The organism is Actinoplanes sp. NPDC049316 (assembly GCF_040677315.1).
Classification (GTDB): domain Bacteria; phylum Actinomycetota; class Actinomycetes; order Mycobacteriales; family Micromonosporaceae; genus Actinoplanes.
In genome coordinates this window covers 284,275-306,756 of record NZ_JBFAQM010000001.1, presented here as the reverse complement: position 1 = coordinate 306,756, position 22,482 = coordinate 284,275, and the positions used below count along the sequence as shown (strand labels likewise).

At 72.6% G+C, this 22,482-nt stretch carries 21 protein-coding genes; 8 read left to right on the top strand and 13 right to left on the bottom strand.

Annotated elements, in window-relative coordinates; translation table 11 throughout:
* Positions 1–3: 3 nt before the first annotated feature.
* The 4 genes from AB0K03_RS01360 to AB0K03_RS01345 form a co-directional block, all read right to left on the bottom strand.
* Positions 4–456 (bottom strand): CBS domain-containing protein, encoded by a 453-nt coding sequence (locus AB0K03_RS01360; RefSeq protein WP_364678783.1) that lies wholly within the window; start codon positions 454–456, stop codon positions 4–6.
* A 39-nt stretch (positions 457–495) separates the two neighbouring features.
* The gene (nhaA, locus tag AB0K03_RS01355) at positions 496–1,779 is read right to left on the bottom strand and encodes a Na+/H+ antiporter NhaA (protein WP_364678780.1); all 1,284 of its coding nucleotides are present in this window, start codon (positions 1,777–1,779) and stop codon (positions 496–498) included.
* Between the two features lie 82 nt (positions 1,780–1,861).
* Positions 1,862–2,995 carry a glutamate--cysteine ligase gene (locus tag AB0K03_RS01350; RefSeq protein WP_364679383.1) on the bottom strand — a complete coding sequence of 378 codons (1,134 nt, stop codon included), beginning with the start codon at positions 2,993–2,995 and terminating at the stop codon, positions 1,862–1,864.
* Between the two features lie 106 nt (positions 2,996–3,101).
* Positions 3,102–3,350, bottom strand: a complete 249-nt coding sequence (locus AB0K03_RS01345) for a hypothetical protein (protein ID WP_364678777.1) — start codon at positions 3,348–3,350, stop codon at positions 3,102–3,104.
* 139 nt (positions 3,351–3,489) lie between these two features.
* Between AB0K03_RS01345 and AB0K03_RS01340 the strand changes: the two genes are divergently transcribed.
* The 3 genes from AB0K03_RS01340 to AB0K03_RS01330 all read left to right on the top strand — a co-directional run bounded on the left by AB0K03_RS01340 (position 3,490) and on the right by AB0K03_RS01330 (position 8,314).
* Positions 3,490–4,428 (top strand): metallophosphoesterase, encoded by a 939-nt coding sequence (locus AB0K03_RS01340; RefSeq protein WP_364678774.1) that lies wholly within the window; start codon positions 3,490–3,492, stop codon positions 4,426–4,428.
* A 110-nt stretch (positions 4,429–4,538) separates the two neighbouring features.
* Positions 4,539–6,719 carry a glycoside hydrolase family 3 N-terminal domain-containing protein gene (locus AB0K03_RS01335; protein WP_364678771.1) on the top strand — a complete coding sequence of 727 codons (2,181 nt, stop codon included), beginning with the start codon at positions 4,539–4,541 and terminating at the stop codon, positions 6,717–6,719.
* Positions 6,720–6,736: 17 nt separating this feature from the next.
* Positions 6,737–8,314 (top strand): cellulase family glycosylhydrolase, encoded by a 1,578-nt coding sequence (locus tag AB0K03_RS01330; RefSeq protein ID WP_364678768.1) that lies wholly within the window; start codon positions 6,737–6,739, stop codon positions 8,312–8,314.
* A 60-nt stretch (positions 8,315–8,374) separates the two neighbouring features.
* On the opposite strand, the gene AB0K03_RS01325 is transcribed toward AB0K03_RS01330, so the two are convergent.
* The gene (locus AB0K03_RS01325; protein ID WP_364678765.1) at positions 8,375–8,950 is read right to left on the bottom strand and encodes a TetR/AcrR family transcriptional regulator; all 576 of its coding nucleotides are present in this window, start codon (positions 8,948–8,950) and stop codon (positions 8,375–8,377) included.
* An 83-nt stretch (positions 8,951–9,033) separates the two neighbouring features.
* Between AB0K03_RS01325 and AB0K03_RS01320 the strand changes: the two genes are divergently transcribed.
* Positions 9,034–11,226, top strand: coding sequence for a glycoside hydrolase family 3 C-terminal domain-containing protein (locus tag AB0K03_RS01320; RefSeq protein ID WP_364678762.1), 2,193 nt, complete (start codon positions 9,034–9,036; stop codon positions 11,224–11,226).
* Here AB0K03_RS01320 and AB0K03_RS01315 read toward each other — a convergent pair.
* The 4 genes from AB0K03_RS01315 to AB0K03_RS01300 form a co-directional block, all read right to left on the bottom strand.
* The gene (locus tag AB0K03_RS01315; RefSeq protein WP_364678759.1) at positions 11,195–11,560 is read right to left on the bottom strand and encodes a hypothetical protein; all 366 of its coding nucleotides are present in this window, start codon (positions 11,558–11,560) and stop codon (positions 11,195–11,197) included. The two genes, AB0K03_RS01320 and AB0K03_RS01315, sit on opposite strands and share 32 nt — an antisense overlap.
* 140 nt (positions 11,561–11,700) lie before the next feature.
* A complete protein-coding gene (locus tag AB0K03_RS01310) occupies positions 11,701–12,711 on the bottom strand; it encodes a nitronate monooxygenase (protein ID WP_364678756.1) in 1,011 nt (336 codons plus the stop codon).
* A 15-nt stretch (positions 12,712–12,726) separates the two neighbouring features.
* A complete protein-coding gene (locus AB0K03_RS01305; protein ID WP_364678754.1) occupies positions 12,727–12,960 on the bottom strand; it encodes a hypothetical protein in 234 nt (77 codons plus the stop codon).
* A 95-nt stretch (positions 12,961–13,055) separates the two neighbouring features.
* Positions 13,056–14,213, bottom strand: coding sequence for an LCP family protein (locus tag AB0K03_RS01300; RefSeq protein WP_364678753.1), 1,158 nt, complete (start codon positions 14,211–14,213; stop codon positions 13,056–13,058).
* Positions 14,214–14,347: 134 nt separating this feature from the next.
* On the opposite strand from AB0K03_RS01300, the gene AB0K03_RS01295 reads away from it, so the two are divergent.
* Positions 14,348–15,277 (top strand): diacylglycerol kinase family protein, encoded by a 930-nt coding sequence (locus AB0K03_RS01295; RefSeq protein ID WP_364678750.1) that lies wholly within the window; start codon positions 14,348–14,350, stop codon positions 15,275–15,277.
* 3 nt (positions 15,278–15,280) lie between these two features.
* Here AB0K03_RS01295 and AB0K03_RS01290 read toward each other — a convergent pair whose 3' ends face one another.
* Entirely contained in the window at positions 15,281–16,282 is a 1,002-nt protein-coding gene (locus tag AB0K03_RS01290) for a hypothetical protein (protein WP_364678747.1), read from the bottom strand.
* Positions 16,282–16,581, bottom strand: a complete 300-nt coding sequence (locus AB0K03_RS01285; protein WP_364678745.1) for a hypothetical protein — start codon at positions 16,579–16,581, stop codon at positions 16,282–16,284. The genes AB0K03_RS01290 and AB0K03_RS01285 overlap by 1 nt, the downstream gene beginning before the upstream one ends.
* A gap of 717 nt (positions 16,582–17,298) precedes the next feature.
* Here AB0K03_RS01285 and AB0K03_RS01280 point away from each other — a divergent pair.
* Entirely contained in the window at positions 17,299–17,895 is a 597-nt protein-coding gene (locus AB0K03_RS01280) for a hypothetical protein (protein ID WP_364678742.1), read from the top strand.
* 10 nt (positions 17,896–17,905) lie between these two features.
* Positions 17,906–18,409, top strand: coding sequence for a DUF1810 domain-containing protein (locus tag AB0K03_RS01275; RefSeq protein WP_364678739.1), 504 nt, complete (start codon positions 17,906–17,908; stop codon positions 18,407–18,409).
* 30 nt (positions 18,410–18,439) lie between these two features.
* Here the strand turns inward: AB0K03_RS01275 and AB0K03_RS01270 are convergent, their stop codons facing one another.
* Complete coding sequence (locus AB0K03_RS01270) at positions 18,440–19,837, bottom strand: FAD-dependent oxidoreductase (RefSeq protein ID WP_364678736.1); 1,398 nt, start codon at positions 19,835–19,837, stop codon at positions 18,440–18,442.
* Positions 19,838–19,907: 70 nt separating this feature from the next.
* A complete protein-coding gene (locus AB0K03_RS01265; RefSeq protein WP_364678733.1) occupies positions 19,908–21,026 on the bottom strand; it encodes a citrate synthase 2 in 1,119 nt (372 codons plus the stop codon).
* A 68-nt stretch (positions 21,027–21,094) separates the two neighbouring features.
* On the opposite strand from AB0K03_RS01265, the gene AB0K03_RS01260 reads away from it, so the two are divergent.
* Positions 21,095–22,333, top strand: coding sequence for a citrate synthase family protein (locus AB0K03_RS01260; RefSeq protein WP_364678730.1), 1,239 nt, complete (start codon positions 21,095–21,097; stop codon positions 22,331–22,333).
* Positions 22,334–22,482: the final 149 nt, after the last annotated feature.

Here is a 22,482-nt window from a genome sequence, read left to right as displayed (position 1 = left end):
CGCTCAGGTGCCGAGCATCCGGTCGAGCAGCCCGTCCAGGGTGATCGCCCCGGTCATCACGCGCTGCTCGTCCACCACCGCGACGAGCGGGACGCCGGAGCGGGCCATCAGCGAGGCCACCTCGAGCATCGTGGCGTCCGTGCGGACCACCGGCAGCTCGGGACGGTTGCGCGGCAGCAGGTCGGCGACGGTGCGCTCGCCGATGCCGCGGAGGATGACGTCGGCGGCCGCCTCGTCGATCACCCGGGCCAGCGCCGGGTCGTCCTGGCAGTAGGACGGCAGGGCCATGCGCAGCACCTGCGTTCCCGCCAGGACGGTGAGCGGGCGCCCCCGGGCGTCCACGACGATCAGGCCGGGCAGGTTCTGGGCGGCCAGCACCCGGGCCGCCTCGCGGGCGGGGAGGTCCTCGGCCACCGTGCTCATCGGCGCCGCGATGTCACCGGCGCGCATTGCCATCCCTTCGCATGCTGCCAGCGTACGCAGCGGGTCGCGGTGTCAGCGCTGGTAGACGTCCGGGATGTCGTCCCGGTCCCGGTCGATCTGCTCCTCGGCGCAGATCCTGCGGTACGTCCGGTTGCGCAGGCGCAGCACGACCGCGGCGAGGACGGCCGCGAGCAGGGAGCCGGTCAGCACCGCCACCTTCACGTGGTCCTCGCCCTCGGTGCCCACCCCGAACGCGAGCTCGCCGATCAGCAGCGAGACCGTGAACCCGATCCCGCCGAGCAGGGCGAGCCCGACGACGTCGATCCAGGCCAGGCCGGCGTCGAGGCGGGCCCGGGTGAAGCGGGCGGTCAGCCAGGTCGCCAGCGTGATGCCGATCGGCTTGCCGAGCACGAGCCCGGCCACCACCCCGAGAGCGATCGGGTCGCCGAGCGCGGACGCCAGCCCGCTCGCGCCCCCGATCGCGACGCCCGCCGACATCAGCGCGAAGAGGGGGACCGCCAGCCCGGCGGAGATCGGCCGGAAGCGGTGCTCGAAGTGCTCGGCCAGGCCGGGCCCCTCGCCGGGGCTGCGGCGGATCACCGGCACCGCGAAGCCGAGCAGCACCCCGGCGACGGTGGCGTGCACGCCGGACGCGTGCACGAGCGTCCAGGCGGCGAACGCCAGCGGGAGCAGCAGCCACCAGGACCGCACCCGCCGCTGCACGAGCACGGTGAACAGCGCGAGCGGGATCAGGGCGCCCAGCAGCGGGAGCACCGCCAGGCCGGCGGTGTAGAACACCGCGATGATGACGATGGCCAGCAGGTCGTCGACCACCGCGAGGGTCAGCAGGAACGTCCGCAGCGCCGCGGGCAGGAACCGGCCCACCACCGCGAGCACGGCGAGCGCGAAGGCGATGTCGGTGGCGGTGGGGATCGCCCAGCCGCGGACCGCCCCGCCCCAGTTGACGACGGCGTAGACCAGCGCCGGAACGACGACCCCGCCCACCGCGGCGGCCACCGGGACCGCCGCGCGGCGCGGGTCGCGCAGGTCACCGGCGACGAACTCGCGTTTGAGCTCGAGCCCGGCGACGAAGAAGAAGATCGCCAGGAGGCCGTCGGCCGCCCAGGTGGCGAGCGACAGGTCCAGATGCAGCGCGGACGGGCCGACCTTCACGTCACGCAGCGCCGCGTAGCTGTCGCCCCACGGGGAGTTGGCCCAGATCAGCGCGATGACCGCACCGGCGAGCAGCAACGCCCCGCCGATGGTCTCCTTGCGGAGCACGTCGGCGATGCGGCGGGTCTCCCGCCACGAGCCGCGGCCGAGGACGTTCGGGGTCTGCGGGGGCGCAGAGGCCATGGGAGCTCCGTTTCCGGGGTCGGGTCAGCCACTTGCCGACCAGACTTCCCGGCGCACCGCCACCATCCTATCCACGGGCCGGTCAGCCGCGGACGGTCTCCTGCGCGAGGACGGCCAGCACGTCACGGGTTCCCCCGCCGGCTGCGAGGATGCGGCGCTGTCGTGCGGCGCCGGTGCCGTCGTGGCGTACGCGGTCGAGCTCGGTGTGGATCCGCTCGAGGTCGTCGTGCCGCAGCAGCGCCGGGGTCACCGCGGCGACCAGGTCGTCCACCAGCTCCCACGCGGGACGGGCCCGGCCGGAGCGCAGGTCGATGAGCAGCCCCGCCATGCCGTCGTGGGCGGCACGCCAGTGCGCGGCCCGGACCAGGCAGCCGCGCAGGCGCGGGGCGCGCAGGCCGGCCCGGAGGTCGTCGCAGACGGTGGCCACGAGGGCCCGGACCAGCCCGGCCAGCAGCACCGTGTCGTCCACCGAGGGGCAGACGTCGGCCACGCGGACCTCGACCGTGGGGTAGTTCGCCGACGGGCGGGCGTACCAGTAGACCATCCCGGGGTCGAGCATCACGCCGGAGAGGATGAGGGCCTCGACGGTCCGGTCGTAGTCCGCCGCGTCGGCGAAGTACGGCGTGGGCCCCAGGCTGGGCCAGCGTTCCAGCTGGATCGAGCGCCAGCTGGCATGCCCGGTGTCGGCGCCGGCGTAGAGCGGCGAGTTCACGGCAAGGGCCTGGATCACCGGGAGCCACGGCCGCAGGTGGTTGCAGACCTGCACGGCGGTCTCGCGGTCCGGCACGCCGACGTGCACATGGCACCCGCACACCGAGGGGTCGCGCGCGACGGGGCCGTACTGGCGCTCCATCGCGCGGTAGCGCGGCTCGTCGGAGACGTCCACGTCCGGCTCGGACACCGGGGTCGCGCCGATCGCGACGAGGTCGGTCCCGGCGGCGACCGCGGCCCGGGCCGCCGAGCGGCGCAGGCGCAGCAGCTCACGACGGAGTTCGGCCAGGCCGGTGCTGACCGGGGTGACCATCTCGATCATGCTGCGCCGGAACTCCGGCCGGCTCTGGCCGCGCACCGGCTCGGGCAGGCCGGCCAGCGCCTGCCCGGCGCGCGGGGCGTTGCGGCCGGTACGCGGATCGAGCAGCAGGAACTCCTCCTCGACGCCGAGGGTGAACACGGGCGGGTCCGCCGCGAGGCTCGTGGCCCCGGGGCCCGGATGCACATGTCGCACGGTTTCGCCGATCGTCCGGGGACGACGCTCGGTGACGCGTCGTCCGGGCGGTGAGCGTTCCCGGACGGGTGATGGTCAAACCACCTCAAGAAAGACATTAAGGACCCGCCAGGGCACGGGCGAGGCGGCGGACGGCCTCGTCCATGAGGTCCGGCGGGGCAGCCGCGTACGTGAGGCGCAGGTGCGGGGCCGGCGGCTCGCCGGCGTACCAGGGCCGGCCGGGGAAGACGACGACGCCTTCCGCGGCTGCCGCAGCGGCGAGCGCCACGTCGACGGTGAGGTCGGGGCCGGGTCGATCGCCGACCTCTACCTGGTTGCGCCGATGGCGCTCTGCGCCCTCGGGCACGCCGAGGGCGGCTCCTGCTCGGCGAGACGGTCACCCCGGCCGCGCTCGGCGTGGCGCTGGTCGTGCTGGTCTGCGACGTCCTCACCCAGCGCAGCCGGACCGCAGGAGTGAAACTGCGTTTTCCGGGAACGCAGGTGCCGTGCGACTCCGACCGATTCTCGCGGCGCTCCTGACCGCGGCTCTCGCCGGCTGCACGGGAGCGAACGGCCCCGTCACGCCGGCACCCTCCGAGCCGTCGGCCGCGCGACCGCAGGCTCAGCAGGCGTCGCCCGCCCCGGCGGTGCTCATCGGGGCGGGCGACATCGCGGCGTGCGACGCGACCGGGGACAGCCGGACGCTCGCGGTCCTGCAGCGCTTCTCCGGCACGGTGTTCACGCTGGGGGACAACGCGTACCCGGACGGCAGCCGGTCGGACTTCGCGAAGTGTTACGGGCCCACGTGGGGCAAGGTGAAGGCGCGGACGCGGCCGGTCGTGGGCAACCACGAGTACCACAGCAGCCGCAGCGCAGCCCCGTACTTCGACTACTTCGGCGCCGCGGCCGGGCCGCGCGGCAAGGGCTACTACTCGTACGAGGCCGGCGCCTGGCACGTGGTCGTGCTGAACACGAACTGCTCGTCCGTGCCCGGCGGCTGCGCCCGCGGGTCCACGCAGGAGCGCTGGCTGCGGACCGACCTGGCGGCGCACCGCACGGCGTGCACGGTGGCGATGGTCCACCACCCGCTGTTCACGTCCGCGGCGACCCATCCCCCGGCGACCGGGACCCGCCCGCTGGTGCAGGCCCTGTACGACGCCGGCGTGGAGCTGCTGCTGGCCGGCCACAACCACGTGTACGAGCGCTTCGCCCCGCAGACCCCGGCCGGGCGCCGCGACACCGCGCGGGGGATCCGGGAGTTCGTGGCCGGCACCGGCGGCGCGGCCCTGTACCCGTTCGGCAGGACGGCGGCCAACAGCGAACGGCGCAACGACGACACCTTCGGCGTCCTGCGGCTGACGCTGCGCCCGGGTTCGTACCGCTGGGACTTCCTGCACGTGTCCGGCGGCTCGTTCACCGACTCGGGCACCGGCACCTGCCACTGACCTCGGCCTCGGCTCCGGCCGGAAACAATCTCGACATCTCGTTGTCATGGGAGCGCTCCCATGTAACGATGAGCGTCACTGCACCGCCACACCCCGTGAGGAGCACGATCATGCGTGCCCTGCTCGCCGGCCTGGCCGCCGCCACGGTCATCGCGGCCGGATTCGCCGCCGCCCCGGAACCCGGCGGCACCGTCGCCGCCGCCCCGCTGCCGTACCAGGATCCGTCGCTGCCGGTCGCCCAGCGCGTCACCGATCTGCTGGGCCGGATGACGCTCGACGACAAGGTCGGTCAGATGACCCAGGCCGAGCGGGCCGTGGTCACCCCGGGCGACCTGACCACGTACCGGCTGGGCTCGGTGCTCTCCGGCGGCGGCTCCGCGCCCACGCCCAACAGCCCGGCCGGCTGGGCCGACCTCTACGACTCGCTGCAGCGCGGCGCGCTCGCGACACCCCTGCAGATCCCGATGATCTACGGGATCGACGCGGTGCACGGCGACAACAACGTGGCCGGCGCGACGATCTTCCCGCACAACATCGGCCTGGGCGCCACCCGCGACCCCGAGCTCGTCCGGCGCATCGGCCGGGCCACCGCCGAGGAGGTCACCGGCGCCGGGCAGGACTGGACCTTCGCGCCCTGCGTGTGCGTGGCCCGCAACGACCGCTGGGGCCGCACGTACGAGTCGTACGGCGAGAAGCCCGACCTGGTCTCCTCGATGACCACCGTGATCGACGGCCTGCAGGGCGACCGGCTCGGCGGCCCGGCGTCGGTGCTGGCCACCGCCAAGCACTACGTCGGCGACGGCGGCACGACCAACGGCGTGGACCAGGGCGACACCCAGCTCAGCGAGGCCGAGCTTCGCGCGATCCACCTGCCGCCGTTCGCCGAGGCGGTCCGGCGCGGCGCCGGCTCGATCATGATCTCGTTCAGCAGCTTCAACGGCACCAAGCTGCACGCCCACAAGTACCTCGTCACCGACGTGCTCAAGGGCGAGCTCGGGTTCACCGGCTTCACGGTCTCCGACTGGGCCGCGATCGACCAGCTCGACGGGCGCACCGGCTTCACGCAGGCCGAGGTGGTCAACGCGGTCAACGCCGGGCTCGACATGCTCATGGTGCCGGTCGACTGGAAGACGTTCGTCGGCTACCTGCGCGCGGCCGTGCAGTCGGGGCAGATCCCCATGTCCCGCATCGACGACGCGAACCGCCGGATCCTCACGAAGAAGTTCGAGCTGGGACTCTTCGAGCGCCCGTACGCCGACCGCACGTACGCGTCGACGATCGGCAGCGCCGACCACCGGGCGCTGGCCCGCCAGGCCGTGCGCGAGTCCCAGGTGCTGCTGAAGAACCAGGGCGGCGTACTGCCGCTGGCCAAGGCGGGCGGCAAGGTCTTCGTGGCCGGCAAGAGCGCGGACGACCTCGGCAACCAGAGCGGCGGCTGGACGCTTACCTGGCAGGGCGCGAGCGGCAGCACGATCACCGGCACGTCGATCCTGCAGGGCATCCGCTCGGCGGTCGGCGCGCAGGCCACGGTCACGTACAGCCGCGACGGCTCGGGCATCGACGGCACGTACCGGGCGGCGATCGCGGTGGTCGGCGAGACGCCGTACGCCGAGGGCCAGGGTGACCGTCCCGGCTCGCTGAGCCTCGACAGCACCGACCTCGCCACGCTGTCGCGGCTGCGTGCTTCCGGCGTACCCGTGATCGTGGTCCTGGTCTCCGGACGCCCGCTGGACGTCGCCGCGGAGCTCGGCAACTGGAACGCGCTGGTGGCAGCGTGGCTGCCGGGCAGCGAGGGCGCCGGGGTGTCCGATGTGCTCTTCGGCGACTACGCGCCCACCGGCAAGCTGCCGATGACGTGGATGCAGTCGGCGAGCCAGCAGCCGATCAACGACGGCGACGGCAAGACGCCGCTGTTCGCGTACGGATACGGGCTGACCTACAGCGGCACCACGCCCACGCCGCCTGTTGACAGCGGCTCCTGCCGCATTTCTTATACAACCGACGACTGGAGCACCGGCTTCACCGGCAACGTCTCGGTGACCAACACCGGTGACACCGTGCTCAATCCCTGGTCTCTGCAGTGGACCTACACCGGCGGGCAGCGGGTTACCCAGTCGTGGTCGGCGCGCGTCACGCAGTCCGGCACTGCCGTCACCGCGGTCGGCGAGACCTGGAACGCCTCGCTGGCGCCGGGCGCGACGGCCACCTTCGGCTTCAGCGGAACCCTCACCGGCAGCAACCCCCGTCCCACCACCTTCTCCCTCAACGGCCTCGCCTGCCAGGCGAGCTGATCCGAATCGGAGTCCGCATGGTCCGCAAGAAACTCGCCGCCATCCTCTCGGCCGCCGCTCTGGTGGCCGGCGGCCTGGCCCTGTCCCCGTCGGCCGCCTCCGCGGCCGGCACGGGCACCGGCTACCTGCACACCGACGGCAACAAGATCGTCGACAGCACCGGCACGACGGTGCGCATCACCGGCATCAACTGGTTCGGCATGGAGACCGACAACAAGACCTTCCACGGTCTGTGGTCGAGCAACCCGTGGCGCTCGCAGCTCGACACCATGGCCCGGCTCGGCTACAACACGCTGCGCATCCCGTTCTCCAACGACGCGCTCAAGCCGGGCGCCACCGCGACCGGCATCAACGACTTCACCAACCCCGACCTGGTCGGCCTGTCACCGCTGCAGATCCTGGACAAGGTGATCGCGTACGCCGGGAGCAAGGGCATGCGCGTCATCCTGGACCGGCACCGCCCGACCGCCGCCGGCCAGACCGCGCTCTGGTACACCGCCGCCGTGCCGGAGAGCACCTGGATCAGCGACTGGCAGATGCTCGCCCGCCGGTACGCCGGCAACACCACGGTGATCGGCGCGGACCTGCACAACGAGCCGCACGCCGAGGGCACCAACCCGGCCGCCACCGGCTCTTGCTGGGGCTGCGGCGACACGGCCCGCGACTGGCGGCTCGCGGCCGAGCGTGCCGGCAACGCGATCCTGTCCGTGCAGCCGAACTGGCTGATCTTCGTGGAGGGTGTCAGCTGCCCCAGCGGCGGGCTGTCGAACACCTGGGACAACGACCCCGGCAACGACGAGGACTGCGGCTGGTGGGGCGGCAACCTGTCCAAGGCCGGCCAGTTCCCGGTGCGGCTGAGCGTGGCGAACCGGCTCGTCTACTCCCCGCACGAGTACGCCACCTCGGTGTACCGGCAGACCTGGTTCGACGACCCCTCGTTCCCGAACAACCTGCCCGGCGTCTGGGACCGCTACTGGGGCTACCTGTACAAGCAGAACACCGCCCCGATCATGATGGGTGAGTTCGGCAGCACGCTGCAGAACCCCGAGGACAAGGTGTGGCTCGAGAAGCTGATGGCGTACACCGGCACCGGCGTCAACGGCATGTCGTTCACGTACTGGTCGTGGAATCCCAACTCCGGTGACACCGGCGGCATCGCGCTCGACGACTGGACCAACATCAACACCGCCAAGCAGGCCATCCTGCAGCCGTACCTGATCGCGCCCGTGGGCGGCGGCACCAGCACGCCCCCGTCCGGCGGTCCCTCCACGCCGCCCGCGCCCACGGGCGGGTGCACGGCGACGTACAAGCAGGACAACTCCTGGCAGGGCGGCTTCCAGGGCGCGCTGACGGTGACCAACACCGGCACGGCGGCGGCCAACCCGTGGTCGGTGACCTGGTCCTGGCCGTCCGGCGTGACGCTGGGCAGCGGCTGGAATGCGACGGTCACCCAGTCGGGCACCACGGTGACGGCCGCGGCGCCGGGACACGCCCCGTCGCTGGCCGCCGGGTCCTCGGTGACGATCGGCTTCACCGCCAACGGCCCGGCCACCCCGCCGGCCACGGTCAAGCTCGGCTCCGCCACCTGCTCCTGACCGGGTCCCGGGGCGCCTCCCGTGCGGGGAGGCGCCCCGGCACCGTCTGAGTCTCCGGGCTCAATCCTGGGCGAAGAAACGGTCGGCGAACGACTCCCAGTGCGCCTCGAAGTCGATCTCCGGGTCGCGCAGCCAGTTGAGCTGGAGGCCGTCCAGAAAGGCGAGCAACTCCACCGCCGCCTCCCCCGGCCGCGGGTGCCAGGCGAACAGCTGCCGCTCCAGCCGGTCCCGGCTCGTGCGCAGGCGCCGCCGGAAGTAGTCGTGGGCCGGGTGCGCCGGGTCGAGCGCCTCCGCACTGAGCACCGTGTAGAGCTTCACGACCGATTGCTGACCCAGGTTGCGGTGCACCAGGCGGGTCAGCGCCGCGCGGGCCGTCTCCGCGTCCGGGGCCGGGTCCGCGTCGCCCATGACCGCGGCGACGTCGAGCTCGTCGCGGCGTTCCAGGACGCCGACGAGGACGTGCTCCTTCGACGGGAAGTGGTGCAGCAGCCCGGCTTTGGTCATGCCGCACGCCGCGGCGAACTCGCCCAGTGAGACCCCGTTGAAGCCGGAGACGGCGATGAGCTCGGTCGCGGCGGCGAGGATCTCCTCGCGGCGCTCGGCCGGCGGGAGCCGGCGGCGTACGGACGCGGTCACGATCCCTCCAGGGGTTGCCTCGTCGGCCTCGCCCAGCCTATCTTACCTACCAAGTGGTAGATAACGCACCCCCGGGGAGACCCATGACCGCCAGCGCCTTCTCCGCCGCCGTGGCCGCCGTCCGCGCCGGAGCCTCACCCGACACGGCCGCCGAGGACCTGCTGCGGCAGCTCACCCCCGGCGAGCGGCTCGGCCTGCTCGACGGCGACCTGCCGTTCTGGGACGCGATGGCCGACATGCTCGGCAACGGCTACAACCGCACGCCGTACCCGATGGGACGCGTCGACCGGCTGGGCATCCCCGGCCTGCTGTTCTCCGACGGCCCGCGCGGCGTGGTGATGGGCGCCTCCACCGCGTTCCCGGTGTCCATGGCCCGGGGCGCCACGTGGGACGTCTCCCTCGAGGAGCGGGTCGGCACGGCGATCGGCCGGGAGCTGCGCGCCCAGGGCGCCAACTTCTTCGGCGGCGTCTGCATCAACCTCCCCCGGCACCCCGCGTGGGGCCGCTCCCAGGAGACGTACGGCGAGGACCCCGTGCTGCTCGGCGAGTTCGGCGCGGCGCTGACCCGCTCGGTGCAGCGGCACGCGATGGCGGTGGCGAAGCACTACGCGCTCAACTCCATGGAGAACGCCCGCTTCACCGTGGACGTGACCGCCGACGACGCCGCGCTGCACGAGGTGTACCTGGCGCACTTCCGCCGGGTCGTGGACGAGGGCGTGGCCGGCATCATGACCGCGTACAACTCGGTGAACGGCGAGTGGGCCGGGCAGAACGAGGACCTGATGGAGGGCGTCCTGCGCCGCCGGTGGGGTTTCACCGGGGTCACGGTCTCCGACTTCATCTGGGGCCTGCGCGACGCCGCGACGTCGCTGCGTGCCGGGCTCGACGTGGAAGAGCCGTTCCAGCAGCAGCGCGCCGAGCACCTGCCCGCCGACCTGGCCGGGGGGCGCGCCTCCTGGGACGACGTGGACCGGGCCGCACGGCGCATCCTGCGTACCCAGATCCACCACTACGCGACCCGCGAGCAGGAGGAGCCCTCGCGCGACGAGGTCTTCAGCGACGCGCACCGCGCGCTGGCCCGCGAGGTCGCGGGCCGCAGCATGGTCCTGCTCAAGAACGAGACCGTCGCCGGCTCGGCGGTCCTGCCGCTGCGCCGCGACGACATCTCCTCGGTCGCGGTGATCGGCCGGCTCGCGGACCTGCCCAACACCGGCGACCACGGCTCCTCGGACGTCCGCGCGCCCGAGGTCGTCACGCCGCTGCGCGGGCTGACCGAGGCGCTGCCGGACGCCACGATCCGGCACGTCGCCGACGACTCCCCCGACGCGGCAGCCGAGGCCGCCCGCGCCTGCGACGTGGCGGTGGTGATCGTCGGGTACACCGCCCTGGACGAGGGCGAGTACATCGGCTCCGCCATGTTCGCCGACCCGGCGCTGCTCGCGCTCTTCCCGCCCGCCGACGACAGCCCCACCGGGCAGGAGCTGCTCGCCCGCCTCACCGAGCAGGCCGGCACCGACCTGAGCATCGTCGGCAGCCAGGGCGCCGGCGGCGACCGCGCGAGCCTGCGCCTGCGCCCGGTCGACGCCGAGATCATCCGAGCGGTCGCGGCGGCCAACCCGCGTACGGTCGTCGCCGTGGTGACCGCCGGCGCGGTCATCACCGAGGAGTGGCGCGACGCCGCCCCGGCGGTGCTGCTCGCCTGGTACTCCGGCTGCGAGGGCGGCCGGGCGCTGGCCGACGTGCTGCTCGGCGAGACCGACCCCGCGGGGCGGCTGCCGTTCTCCATCCCCACCACCGAGGACCACCTGCCGTTCTTCGACCGCGACGCCACCGCCATCACGTACGACAAGTGGTTCGGTCAGCGCCTGCTCGACCGCGACGGGCACCGGGCCGCGTTCCCGCTCGGCTTCGGGCTCTCGTACACGTCGTTCACGCTGTCCGATCTGGAGGTGGGCCCGGTCACCGGCGAGACGTTCGACGCCACGGTCACGGTGACCAACACCGGGACGCGGGACGGCCGCCACGTGGTCCAGCTGTACGGACTCCCCACGGCGGCCGGCGACGACTTCCCGGCGCGGGTCCTGCTCGGCTTCGCCTCCGTGGCGGTGCCGGCCGGTCAGTCCGTCCCGGTCACGGTGCCGGCATCGGTACGCCCCCTGCAGCGCTGGACCGGCGACGGCTTCGCCCCGGCGGCGGACACGGCGACGATCGAGGCGGCGGCGTACGCGGGCGACCCGGACGCCGTCACCGCGCCTTCACCGTTGCCCTGCAGATGATCTCCTTGCCGGGGGCGCCCGTCTGCTTGTCGGCCTCCGTGCCGTCCACGACGATCCGGCAGCCGGCGGCGCCCTTGGCGGGAACGGCATGCACCTCGAACGTCCCCTCCGCGATGCTGGCCCGCATCGAGGCAGGCAGCTTCTGATCCGCGAACGTCACGGACGGCTCAGCGCCGGCGTCGGCAGGCAGCACCCGCGTGATGTCGGCGGTCGCGCCCGCCTCGCCGGTCACCTCCCACGTGATCTCGCCGTGCTCGCCCCGGTCGAGGCTGCCGCAGGCGCTCGACAGCAGGACCGTCGCTCCGATGAGGGCACCGGCAAGGACACGCTTCACGTCTGGCTCCTTCATGTCGGGAGGCCCGGGACGGGCCCCCTCGCGGAGACAGACGCTCTCAGTTGAGGAGGGCAGCCGGGATCGGCCGGGAGCAAGATTCCACGGGCGTCCTTCATCGGCCGAACGGCCACCGGCGCCGGTCAGGCGTCCAGCGACAGCGCCTCGACCAGGGCGGCGATCGGGCCCGGCCGGGCCGCGGCGAACGCCGTGCCGGCCCACAGGTTCAGCGCGCCCGCGTCGCCCGCCTTCGCGGCCGCTGCCCGGATCGGCGCGGTGAGGTGGTGGATCGCGGGGTAGCCGATCGGGGCCGCGGCCGAGTAGGCGTCGGTGAACCTGTTGCGCAGGGCCCGGGCCGGCTGGCCGGTGAAGGCCCGCGTCACGACGGTCTCGCGGTGGTCGCCCGAGCCGAGCGCGCGGCGGTGGGCGTCGCGGGTGCCGGCCTCGTCGGCCAGCAGGAAGGCGGTGCCGCACTGCACGGCCGCCGCGCCGGCTGCCAGCAGGTCGCGGACGCCGGACGCCGATGCCACTCCCCCGGCGGCGATCACCGGCAGGTCGCTCACGGCCCGCACCGCGCGGAGCACGTCGGGCGCGGTCGTGGCGCCGCGGTAGCCGGCCGGGTCGGTGGTGGCCGAGTGGCCGCCGGCCGCGCCCGCCTGAGCGATCAGCGCGTCCGGCCCGGCGGTCGCCGCGCGCCGGGCCTCGTCGGGGCCGGTCACCGTGACGAGCACGGCACACCCCGCCGCCTGGAGCGCCCGCACGACCGGGGCCGGGGGGACGCCGAAGGTGAAGCTCACCAGCGGGACCTCGTACGCCACGGCCAGCTCGACCTTCTCGGCGAAGTGGTCGTCGTCCCGCAGCCGGAGCGCGGGCAGCTCCACCCCGTAGCGCTCGGCCTCGGGTTGCAGCAGCGCCCGATACCGCTCCAGCGGCTCGGCGTCGGCGGGTGGCGGCACGGGCACGAAGATGTTCAGCCCGTACGGCACCCCGGCGGACCGGACCGCCCGCAGTTCATCCTCCACCGCGGCGGGCGTCTTGTAGCCGGCCGCGAGGAACGCGGTAGCTCCGGCCCCGGCGGCCGCCGTGACCAGGGCCGGCGTGGACGGACCGCCGGCCATCGGCGCGACGACGAGGGGACGGATCAGCTCCTGCATGCCCTCGATACTCTCTCAGCGCTGCGGCGGGCGGGCCCGGTAGCCGCGGCCGATCAGCCAGTCGCCGGCCGCGTACAGGCCGACCCCGCCGACCACGAGCGCGACCTGGACGTACCAGTGCCGCAGCGGGCTGTCCGCGAATTGGCCGGCCAAGACGAGTCCCTTGACCACTGCGGCGGCCAGCAGCAGGACCGCTCCCTGGACGACCCATCCGCGGTGCGCCCTCTTCTGCTTCTCGATGTCGTTCATGGCATCGATGATCGGAGATCGGCGGCCCCGCCCGCATCGGCTCCGAGTCGGGCTCCCGGGCCGCCCCGGGTTGAACCCCGGATATAGCCGCCCCGTCAGCTGTCGGCGATCCAGGTGGGGTTGGCCTGCAGGAACGCCGGCACGTCGTCGTCCTTGACCGAGCGCAGCAGCTCCATCGTCGTGTCGCTGAGGACCTCGACGCTGCCGATGCCGGGCACCGACTCGCTGTTGAACTTGCCGTCGTTGGTCTTGATGGTGATGAGGTCGTCCGGGTTCATGCTGCGCATGGCGAACGCCCAGTCTTCGAGCGAGATGCCGCCGCTGTCGACCGTCATGGTCTTGCCGATGGCGGTGATCAGCTTGGGCAGCTTGGCCGGCGAGGCGAAGCCGTCGTGCACGGCCTGCTTGAGGATGGCCTTGAGCAACTGCTGCTGGTGGCGCTGCCGGCCGTAGTCGGAGTCGTGGTTGGCCAGCAGGTCACGCTGGCGTGCGAAGTCCAAGGCCTGCACCGGGGTGAGGCAGTGGTTGCCCTTCTTGTAGAAGTTGGCGGTCACCCCGGGCACCTTGCGGGGGTTGAGACCGGCCGCGTCGGTCTTGTACGGGACCGCCTGCTTGCCGTCCGCGGTGTGCCCGATGTGGATCGACGTGACGTCCTCGTCGACGTACATGCAGACCTTGCCCAGCACGTTGACGACGTCCTTGAAGCCGGTGAAGTCGATGATCGCGCCGGCGTCGGGGGTGATGCCGGTGAGCCGCTTGACGGTCAGCGCCAGCAGCTCGAAGCCGTGCGCCTCGGCCTGCTCCCCCTCGAGCCCGCGGCTGCCGAAGGCGAAGGCAGAGTTGATCTTGTTGCGGCCGCCCCGATAAGCCTGCTTGCCGTTGTCGTACGCCGGGATGTCGACGTAGCTGTCCCGGGGCAGCGACACCAGGTACGCGCGCGAATGGTCCTCCGGCAGGTGCAGCAGGATGATCGAGTCGGACCGGCTGGGTTCCTTGTTCTTCCAGCTGGGCCGGGTGTCGAGGCCGACGAGCAGGATGTTCTTGGCGCCCTTGATGTCCGCGTGCTTGCGCTCCGAGGCCGACTGGGCGCCGCCGATCAGATGCTGCTGGTCGACCGCGCCGGTGGCCGAGCTGAGCACCAGGTCGGCGCCGAGGAGCGTTCCCCCGCTGGCCACCATCAGCACCAGACCGACGGAGAGCAGCCACCGGGCCCACGACGGGGAACGGCGGCCGGAACGCGCGGTCTTCCTCACGGTTGTCCCTTCGGCCCGGAACCTCTGACAGCGGACGGGTGCCGACTCGGCGGCGGGCGGAATGGTAGCTCACGATCGGCGAATTCACCGTGCCGCATCGGCCGGCCCCGCCGGGCCCGGTACCCTCGGCCGCGATGCGTACGAAGCAGCAGCTCACCGAAGACATCCGGACCGGACGGCGGGCCGCCCTCGTGGTCAACGCGCACTCACGCCGGGGCGGCCGGCTGCATCACGACGCCCGCGACCGGCTGCTCGCCGCCGGGTTCACGCTGCTCGGCGACTTCCCCGCGGACCGCCCCGGCCGGCTCGAGGAGAGCCTCGAGGCCGCGATCGGGCTGGCGCCGGACCTGCTGATCACCGGCGGCGGGGACGGCACGATCAGCACGGCGGCGCGCCTGCTGGCGCACCGCGACATCGCGCTCGGCCTGCTGCCGCTGGGCACGACCAACAACTTCGCGCGTACGGTCGGCGTCCCGCTCACCCTCGAGGCGGCGATCGGCACGCTCACCGGCGGTACGGTCGTCGACGTCGACCTGGGTGTCGCGGGCGACATGCCGTTCACCAACCACGTGGGCGTGGGCCTGTCCGCGGACGTGATGAGCAACGCCCCGCGCCGGCTGAAGCGCGTCGCCGGGCGGTACGCGTACCCGATGACGGCCCTCGCCCTGCTGGCCCGGCACCGCCCGCTGCACGCCCGGGTCCGCGCCGCGGGCCGCGAGCACGAGTTCGTGACCCACCAGCTGTACGTGGCCAACGGCGGCTTCCACGCCGGCCGCCCGATCACGGCGGACGCCGACGCGGACGACCGGCTGCTGGTGGCGTACCCGGTCGGCGACGGCACCCGGCGCGGCCTGCTGCGCGAGACGGCCCGCAACACCGCGACGGGGCACCGCCGCACGCTGCGCGACGATCCGTTCCTCGCGGTCGGCGAGCTGTGGCTCGAGACGGACCGCCCGGCGCGGGTCGAGGTCGACGGCGAACCCTGCGGTCAGACCCCCATCCGCATCGGCATCGACCCGAATGCGCTGCGCATCATGGCCCCGCCCGGCACCGTCGACCGCTGACCGCTATTCGGCGTACCGGTTCTTCTTCGTGCCGGCCCACGCGTCGTCGTACTCGCCGCCGCCCGGGGAGAGGACGGTGTTCTGCTCGTCGCCGGGCTTGTAGTCGACGAGGTACATCTTCGGCTTGCGCGGATCGTTCATGCGGTTCTCGAGGCGTTCGATGGCCGCCAGCCGGCCGTTCACCGCATCCAGCTCCGGCTGCTGCGCGCCGCGACCGCCGCCGGGATCCGGTGGCGCGGCGGTGCCGGTGGACAGCAGCGCCTGCTGATCGATGAGCGACGCCTTCTCGCGCGCCAGCAGGATGCGGTTGGCCGCGTCGCGGTCCTCGCTCGGCAGCCCTTCCGCGGCCCCGACGACCTCCGGCTGCTCGTTGCGGAACCGCTCCTTCTCCAGCGGGTGCGCGTAGTGCCAGATGCCCGCCTGGCTGACCGGCACCTTCGTCGCGAAGACGCTCTGCTCCACCGGGTCGATCTGCTGGGTGTAGTGCAGCTCGGAGGGCAACGACTGCCATTCGCCGACGGACTCGCTCTGCCGGTCGAGCTCCGCCCGCGTCCGGCGGTCGGCGACGTCGGCGGCCAGCAGGATCTCGGAGATCTGCGCGGCGTACGCGTCGGCGCTCGCCCGCGACTCCCCCGCGACGCTCGCCAGCGGCGCGGTGACCGTACCGGATCGCAGGTCGACGGTGAGCCCCGCAGCGCGCGCCTCGTCGACGACCCCCCGCAGCATCCGCTGACAGTGCGCAAGGTCGTCGGCGAACTTGCGCAACGCGTCGGCGATGCACGCGCATTTCACATGCGCGTTCCCGATCTGGGTACGCAGCTTCGCGACGCGTTCCTGCGCGGCGGGCGCATCGTCACCGCTCCAGTGGTACGGCAGGTCCCGGGTCTCCGCGCCGAGATCCCCGACCGTGGTGTCGATCGCGTCGACGAGTGCCAGCCAGCGATCCGCGACACCGCGCAGCGCCCCCGTGTCGGCGTCGAGGAGACCGTGCAGGGTGATGGCCATCAGTGGATCTGCCGCAACTGCCGGGCGGTCAGCTCGTCGTACGCCCGGTAGTCGGCGGCGGTCCGCTTGAGATCGTCGCCGTACCGCTGAACCTCGTCGGCCAGCTGCCCGAGCTCGAGAAACCAGTCGTACGCGACCCCGGCCATCTGGGAACAGGTGATCGAGCCCTCGACGGCGCGCCCGCCCTCATGGGACCAGCCGTCGACACGCTCGGAGGTCTCCCGCAGGCGCGCGGCCACCTGACCGACGGCATCCCCCATCCTGGTCAACGCCGGTACGTCGATCTCGGTCCTGGGCACATCCGCCTCCCCATAGCCGTCGGCTGCCGTCCTGGCACCGTACCGGGAACGGGCCGGACGCTGCCGTCCGCCTCGGGTCGGGTGGGTGCCGTTTCCAAACCGTCATGTCCTCGGCGGCAAGGCCCTCGTCGGCCGGGGTGACCGTCGGAGCCGGACCTGATGCCTCCCTCGCACTCGCCCGCGCCGAGGTCGGCTGGGGCGACGTCGAGCGGCATGGTCGCTGCCGGCTCCGCGACCGGCGGCTGCGGCTTCCCGCTGGGCCGGCGCAGCAACACTCAGGCGCCGCCCACCGCCGCCGGCAGCACCCACGGCGAGCGTTTCGACATGATCCATGGTGGCGTGTCCGGGTGGTGCGCGTACGGGATTCCTGAATCATTCACAGGATGTGGGGTGGCCCAGAATTCTCACCGCGCTCTGCTTGCCCAACCGGTCGGCACCGGACTGGCCATTCCAGGGGCGGATCCGAAACGCTCGGGTCACAGGATTCGTCCGATTGTTTCCCACGAATGGGACGCGCCGCTTTGTGGACGATCCGCGCCGCGGCGGCGCGCCACCGCGATCGCGCGGGCCGCCAACGTGCTAAACCATGGCGGAACCGATCTTCACGCCGGCAGGGCGGCTCGCCGGTCGCCTGACCAGTGACGCCGGGCTGTTCGGACGGCGCGTCAGGGTATTCAGCCCTGTTACCGAACCGCGCTCGCCGGTTACCGTGTGCGCATGGCATGGGAGTGGGCCGGACCGTTGGCCACCTTGGCGGGTGGAATAGCAGGAATGGCCGGTACCTGGCTCGTCAGCCGAACCCAGGGAAAGATCGCGATCGAGCAGGGGAAGATATCGATCGACACGGCAAAGGTGACAGCCGACACCACTCTGAAGCTGGCCCGCGAAGAGCGCCATCAGAAGCGGATCGACAGCGTCTACCAGCAGTTGGGCAAGAGTCTTTCCGCCGTGGAATGCCACCTCTGTCGATTGACATACAGCGAGACGGGCGGGCCGGAACAGAGCCTCGACGATCTTCCCGACGAGTATTTCCCCGCGCCGGTCGTCGCAGCATTGAGCCGGGACACGCTGTACCAATCGGACGCCCTTGCACCTCTGGTGTCGGAACTGGAGAACGATCTGCGCATGCTGGACGGGCACTTCAGCGCCGTTCACCGCCTGAGAAGATCGCTCGCTACGGACCCTGAACTGATGAACAGCCTGGCCGGCACGATCGCCGATCGTGCTGCGCATGCCATCGACGTCATCGGCCGGGCCCGTAAGAGCATGCGTGACGAGCTGCGCGGTGCAGAGGCCTCGGAGACCGGCAGATAGGAGCGCCAAGATGACGCAGGGCGAGCCTGGCCGCACCGCCGGACTCGAGAGGTTCGTGTCGGCCCAAGAATGCGATTACGAGACGGCTCTCGCAGAACTGCGCCGCGGCAGAAAGGAGACGTGCTGGATCTGGTACGTTCTGCCGCAGCTGCGCGGGTTGGGCGTATCCGGAACGTCCGATCGATATGGAATTTCCGATCTGACCGAGGCACGGGCATATATGGATCATCCGGTGCTGGGTCCGCGCCTGGTGGAGTGCACGAATGCACTGCTGGAGTCCGATGCGCCGTCGGCCGAGTACGTCTTCGGCAGGCTCGACGCGAAGAAGCTGCACTCCTCGATGACGCTGTTCACTCTGGCTGCCCCGCACGAGCAGGCGTTCGCGCGAGTGCTGCGCAGATACTTCAAGGGCCGGCTCGACGCGGATACCGAGCGGCTTCTGGACGACATCGCGGAAAGCCAGCGAGGGCCCGGACGCTCAGGCCCTCACCCGGCTCCCGGGCAGCCGCGGTAGGGCCGACACACCGGCACCGACGCGCGGCGGTCAGGCGGCGATCGATGGGAGGAGGGTCTCGGCGCCGGCCCAGATGCGGGTCGAGTTGTGGGAGTGGAAGGCCGCGCTCGAGTAGTACGTGTCGTTGTGGCCCTGCAGCGCGTTGAGGCGGCGGTAGAAGCCACCCGCGATCGCTTCCGGGCTGACGTGCAGTTCGAACGGGGTGTGGCTGGAGAAGACCTCGAGGTCCTCGAAGCGGACCGGGTACGTGCCGGCGCGGGCGAGGCGTTCGATCTCGACCCGGATGTCGCGGCGGACCCGGGCCTCCGGGAGCGGGGACGGGCTGCCGTACTTGACGTTGTACAGGCCGGGGATGCCGGTGGGGCTGAGGCCGTACAGACCGGGCAGGGGCGGAAGGTGGTACGGGGTGTGCGGAGCGACGTTCTCGAGGCTGAGGCCTTCGGGCAGCCCGGACAGCCGGACCACGCCGGTGTAGTAGGCGCCGCTGATGAACTGGCCGAAGATCGAGCGCTCGGCGGCGTCGAGGTCGAAACCGGCGAAGGTGCGCAGCAGCGGCGGGCAGGCGACGACCAGTTTGCGGGCCACGATGAGGCGCAGGCCGTCCGGGGTGGCGACGAGGACGCGGACGCCCCGGCCCGAGCGGTCGACGCGGAGCACGTGCGACTCCAGCAGCACGTCGTCGCCGAGGTGGGCGGTGGCGCGCTCGTACAGCAGGCTGTTGTCGTGCGCGGCGGTGGTCAGGAACGAACGCGCCATGATGTTGCGGACCACGCCCTGGCCGAAGGTGTTGATGGAGTAGAGCGCCGGGAGGCGCAGGATGTCGCCGATGCCCTGGCCGTAGTTGAACACGAGCGGCACGACGGAGCCGAGGTCGTGCTTCTGCACGAAGTCGGCGAACGGCGCCACGAGCTCCGGCGGCACGGGGTCGGGCAGGTCGATGACGGTGTCGATGGGCCCGTACCGGCTGATGAGGTCGTGGTACGCGCCGAGGGCGGTGGGGGCCGGCGGCGTGTAGCCGACCGGGCGGCCGGTGCGGAAGTCGACGTACGCGGTGTCGCCGCCGAACCCGCCGAGGCCGGTGAGCTCGATGCCGAAGCGGCCGAAGTGGCGGTGCACCAGCGGGTCGTCCTCGAAGACGATCACCCCGATGTCGACCGTGCCGCCGGTGGCCGGGTCGTGGTACGTCTCGGTGTGCCCGCCGAGCCGGTCCTTCGCCTCGACGACGATCGCGCTGCGGCCGAGGTCGCCGAGCCGTACGGCGACGTACGTGCCGGCCGAGCCGCCGCCGATGACGCAGACGTCGCGCCGCAGCACGTGGGCGTCGGCGATGCCGGGGGCTGCCGCGGCCGGCGACGGCAGGGAGGCGGCGGCGGAGCCGGCCGCCGCCGCCCCCATCAGGGTGAGCATCCGCTTGCGTGTCAGTCCCACGGCAGTCCCCTCTCGGCGCTGGACGGGCGAGCCCAGACCAGACTATGCCGATCCATCCACTGTGGAACTGTCAGGCGGCTGACACCCGCCGCCCGGCGATCCGCTGCCAGCCGGGAACCTCGGCCGGCTCGCGGCCGGCCGGCCCGACGTAGTCGGCCGACGGACGGATGATCTTTCCGAGGCGCTTCTGTTCGAGGATGTGCGCGCTCCATCCGGCCGTCCGGGCGCAGGTGAACAGCGGCGTGAACAAGTCGGCGGGCACCTGGGCGAAGTCGAGGACGACCGCGGCCCAGAACTCGACGTTGGTCTCCAGGACCCGGTCGGGCTTGCGTTCGCGGAGCTCGGCCAGGGCGGCCTCCTCCAGCGCGAGCGCCACCTCGTACCGGGGAGAGCGCAGCTCCTTCGCCGCGGCGCGCAGGATCCGGGCGCGCGGGTCCTCGGCGCGGTAGACGGCGTGCCCGAAGCCCATCAGGCGGCTGCCGCTGTCGAGGACCCGGCGGACGTACCCGCGGGGGTCGCCGCTGCGCTCGACCGCTTCGACCATGCCGAGGGCCCGCGCGGGCGCCCCGCCGTGCAGCGGGCCGGACAGCGAGGCGACGGCGCCGGACAGCGCGGCGGCGACGTCCGTGCCGGTGCTGGCGACGACGCGGGCGGTGAAGGTGGAGGCGTTCATGCCGTGCTCGGCGGCGCAGATCCAGTAGCGGTCGAGGGCTTCGACGTGGCGCGGGTCCGGGTCGCCCTGCCACCGGATCATGAACTGCTCGGTGGCGGTGCGGCCCTCGTCGACGCGGCGCTGCGGCACCGCGGGCCGGTCCGCGCCGCGGGCCGCCTGAGCCGCGAACGACAGCGTCGCGGCCGAGACCCGGGACAGGTCGTCACGCGCCTGGGCCTCGGTCATGTCGATCAGCGGCCGCAGACCCCAGGCCGGCGCCAGCATCGCCGTCGCGGCCTGCAGGTCCACCCGGATGTCGCCGGAGCGCACCGGGATCGCGTACGGCTCGGCCGGCGGCAACGGCCGGTCGAGGTCGCCGTCGACGAGCAGGCCCCACACATCGGCGAAGCCGGCCCGGCCGACGAGTTGCTCCACATCGACCCCGCGATAGCGCAGGGCGCCTCCATCTCGGTCGGGCTCGGCGATCTGGGTGTCGAACGCGACTACTCCGGCGAGCCCCGGCGGCACGGTCATCATGCGCCCACTGTCGGGCCGCGGTCATCAACTTGTCAATGTTGATTCAGTCAATATGAGAAGATGACCACATGGGTACGGACCGGCTGCTGACGACCGACGACGTGGCGATGCACCTCGGCGTGAAGAAGGCGACCGTGTACGCGTACGTCAGCCGGGGCCTGCTCACCAGCCGGCGCAACGGCAGCGGCAAGGAGAGCCTGTTCAGCGAGGCGGACGTCCGGGCCTTCGCCGCCCAGCGACGCCGGGGAGCCGCCACCGCGGACGCGACCGGGCCGCCCGCCATCCACACCGGCATCACCCTGATCACCGGCGAGTCCCTCTACTACCGCAGCTTCGACGCGGACACCCTGGCGCGGCGGGAGTCGTTCGAGTCGGTGGCCACGCTGCTGTGGACCGGCACGCTGCGGCACGACCCGTTCCCGGCCGACCCGCAGCTGACGGCGCTGGCCGAGGCCGTGACCGCCCCGCTGCCCGGTTCGGCCCGGCTGACCGACCGGCTGCGCGTCATCGTGGCCGCCGCCGGCGCGGCGGACCGGCTGCGCTTCGACACGACGCCGGCGGCCGTGGTCGTCACGGGCCGCACGATCCTGGCGACGATGATGTCGGCGCTGCCCGAGCGGTCGTCCGGCGACGTCCCGGCGCCGGGTCCGTACCCGTTCGCGAGCGCGCTGTGGACACGCTTGAGCGCGGGGCCGCCGACGCCGGGCCGGATCGCCGCCCTGAACGCCGCGCTGGTGCTCCTGGCCGACCACGACCTGGCGGCCTCCACGTACGCGGCCCGCGTGGCGGCCTCGACCCGGGCACACCCGTACGCGGTCGTGAGCGCGGGCCTGGCGGCGCTGGACGGACCGTTGCACGGGGCGGCCAGCGGGCTCGTCGTCGAGCTGCTCACCGCCGCCCTCCGGTCCGGGGACGCACTCGGCGCCGTCTCCGAGCGCTTACGCACCGGCGGGGTGCCCGGCTTCGGCATCTCGCTCTACCCGGACGGTGACCCCCGGGCCGCCACCCTGCTCGACCTCATCACGCGGCTCGACCCCGCCGACCTCGTACCGGACGGCCGCCGCGCGCTGGACACCGTCCTCGAAGTCGCCGCCACGATGAGCTCCCGGGCCGGCCTCAAACCGAACATCGACTTCGCGCTGGCGGCGTTCACGCTGCTCACGGACATGCCCGCGGACGCCGGGGAGGCGATCTTCGCGGTGGCGCGGACGGCGGGATGGCTCGCCCACGCGATCGAGGAGTACGCCGACCAGCCCAGCCGCTTCCGCCCCACGGGCCGCTACGCGGGCCGCCCACCGCACGAGTGACGACCCGCCGGGCGGTCTGCACGAATGCCGGTGAGACCGAGCCGATCGACGACGATGGCTGCGGATGGGATCGGAAGAGTGTCGGATCTGCCCGATGCCGTTCGTAGCGTATGCAGAGACGGACGCCGGATCCGGACGACCAGAGGGAG

What these genes read in the sequence shown, in the direction of transcription:
- AB0K03_RS01360 (WP_364678783.1), bottom strand. Translation starts at nt 456, where the DNA reads ATGGCAATGCGCGCCGGTGACATCGCGGCGCCGATGAGCACGGTGGCC.
- AB0K03_RS01320 (WP_364678762.1), top strand. Translation starts at nt 9,034, where the DNA reads ATGACCGCCAGCGCCTTCTCCGCCGCCGTGGCCGCCGTCCGCGCCGGA.
- AB0K03_RS01290 (WP_364678747.1), bottom strand. Translation starts at nt 16,282, where the DNA reads ATGGCCATCACCCTGCACGGTCTCCTCGACGCCGACACGGGGGCGCTG.
- AB0K03_RS01295 (WP_364678750.1), top strand. Translation starts at nt 14,348, where the DNA reads ATGCGTACGAAGCAGCAGCTCACCGAAGACATCCGGACCGGACGGCGG.
- AB0K03_RS01275 (WP_364678739.1), top strand. Translation starts at nt 17,906, where the DNA reads ATGACGCAGGGCGAGCCTGGCCGCACCGCCGGACTCGAGAGGTTCGTG.
- AB0K03_RS01330 (WP_364678768.1), top strand. Translation starts at nt 6,737, where the DNA reads ATGGTCCGCAAGAAACTCGCCGCCATCCTCTCGGCCGCCGCTCTGGTG.
- AB0K03_RS01280 (WP_364678742.1), top strand. Translation starts at nt 17,299, where the DNA reads ATGGCATGGGAGTGGGCCGGACCGTTGGCCACCTTGGCGGGTGGAATA.
- AB0K03_RS01265 (WP_364678733.1), bottom strand. Translation starts at nt 21,026, where the DNA reads ATGATGACCGTGCCGCCGGGGCTCGCCGGAGTAGTCGCGTTCGACACC.
- AB0K03_RS01260 (WP_364678730.1), top strand. Translation starts at nt 21,095, where the DNA reads ATGGGTACGGACCGGCTGCTGACGACCGACGACGTGGCGATGCACCTC.
- AB0K03_RS01305 (WP_364678754.1), bottom strand. Translation starts at nt 12,960, where the DNA reads ATGAACGACATCGAGAAGCAGAAGAGGGCGCACCGCGGATGGGTCGTC.
- AB0K03_RS01310 (WP_364678756.1), bottom strand. Translation starts at nt 12,711, where the DNA reads ATGCAGGAGCTGATCCGTCCCCTCGTCGTCGCGCCGATGGCCGGCGGT.
- nhaA (WP_364678780.1), bottom strand. Translation starts at nt 1,779, where the DNA reads ATGGCCTCTGCGCCCCCGCAGACCCCGAACGTCCTCGGCCGCGGCTCG.
- AB0K03_RS01335 (WP_364678771.1), top strand. Translation starts at nt 4,539, where the DNA reads ATGCGTGCCCTGCTCGCCGGCCTGGCCGCCGCCACGGTCATCGCGGCC.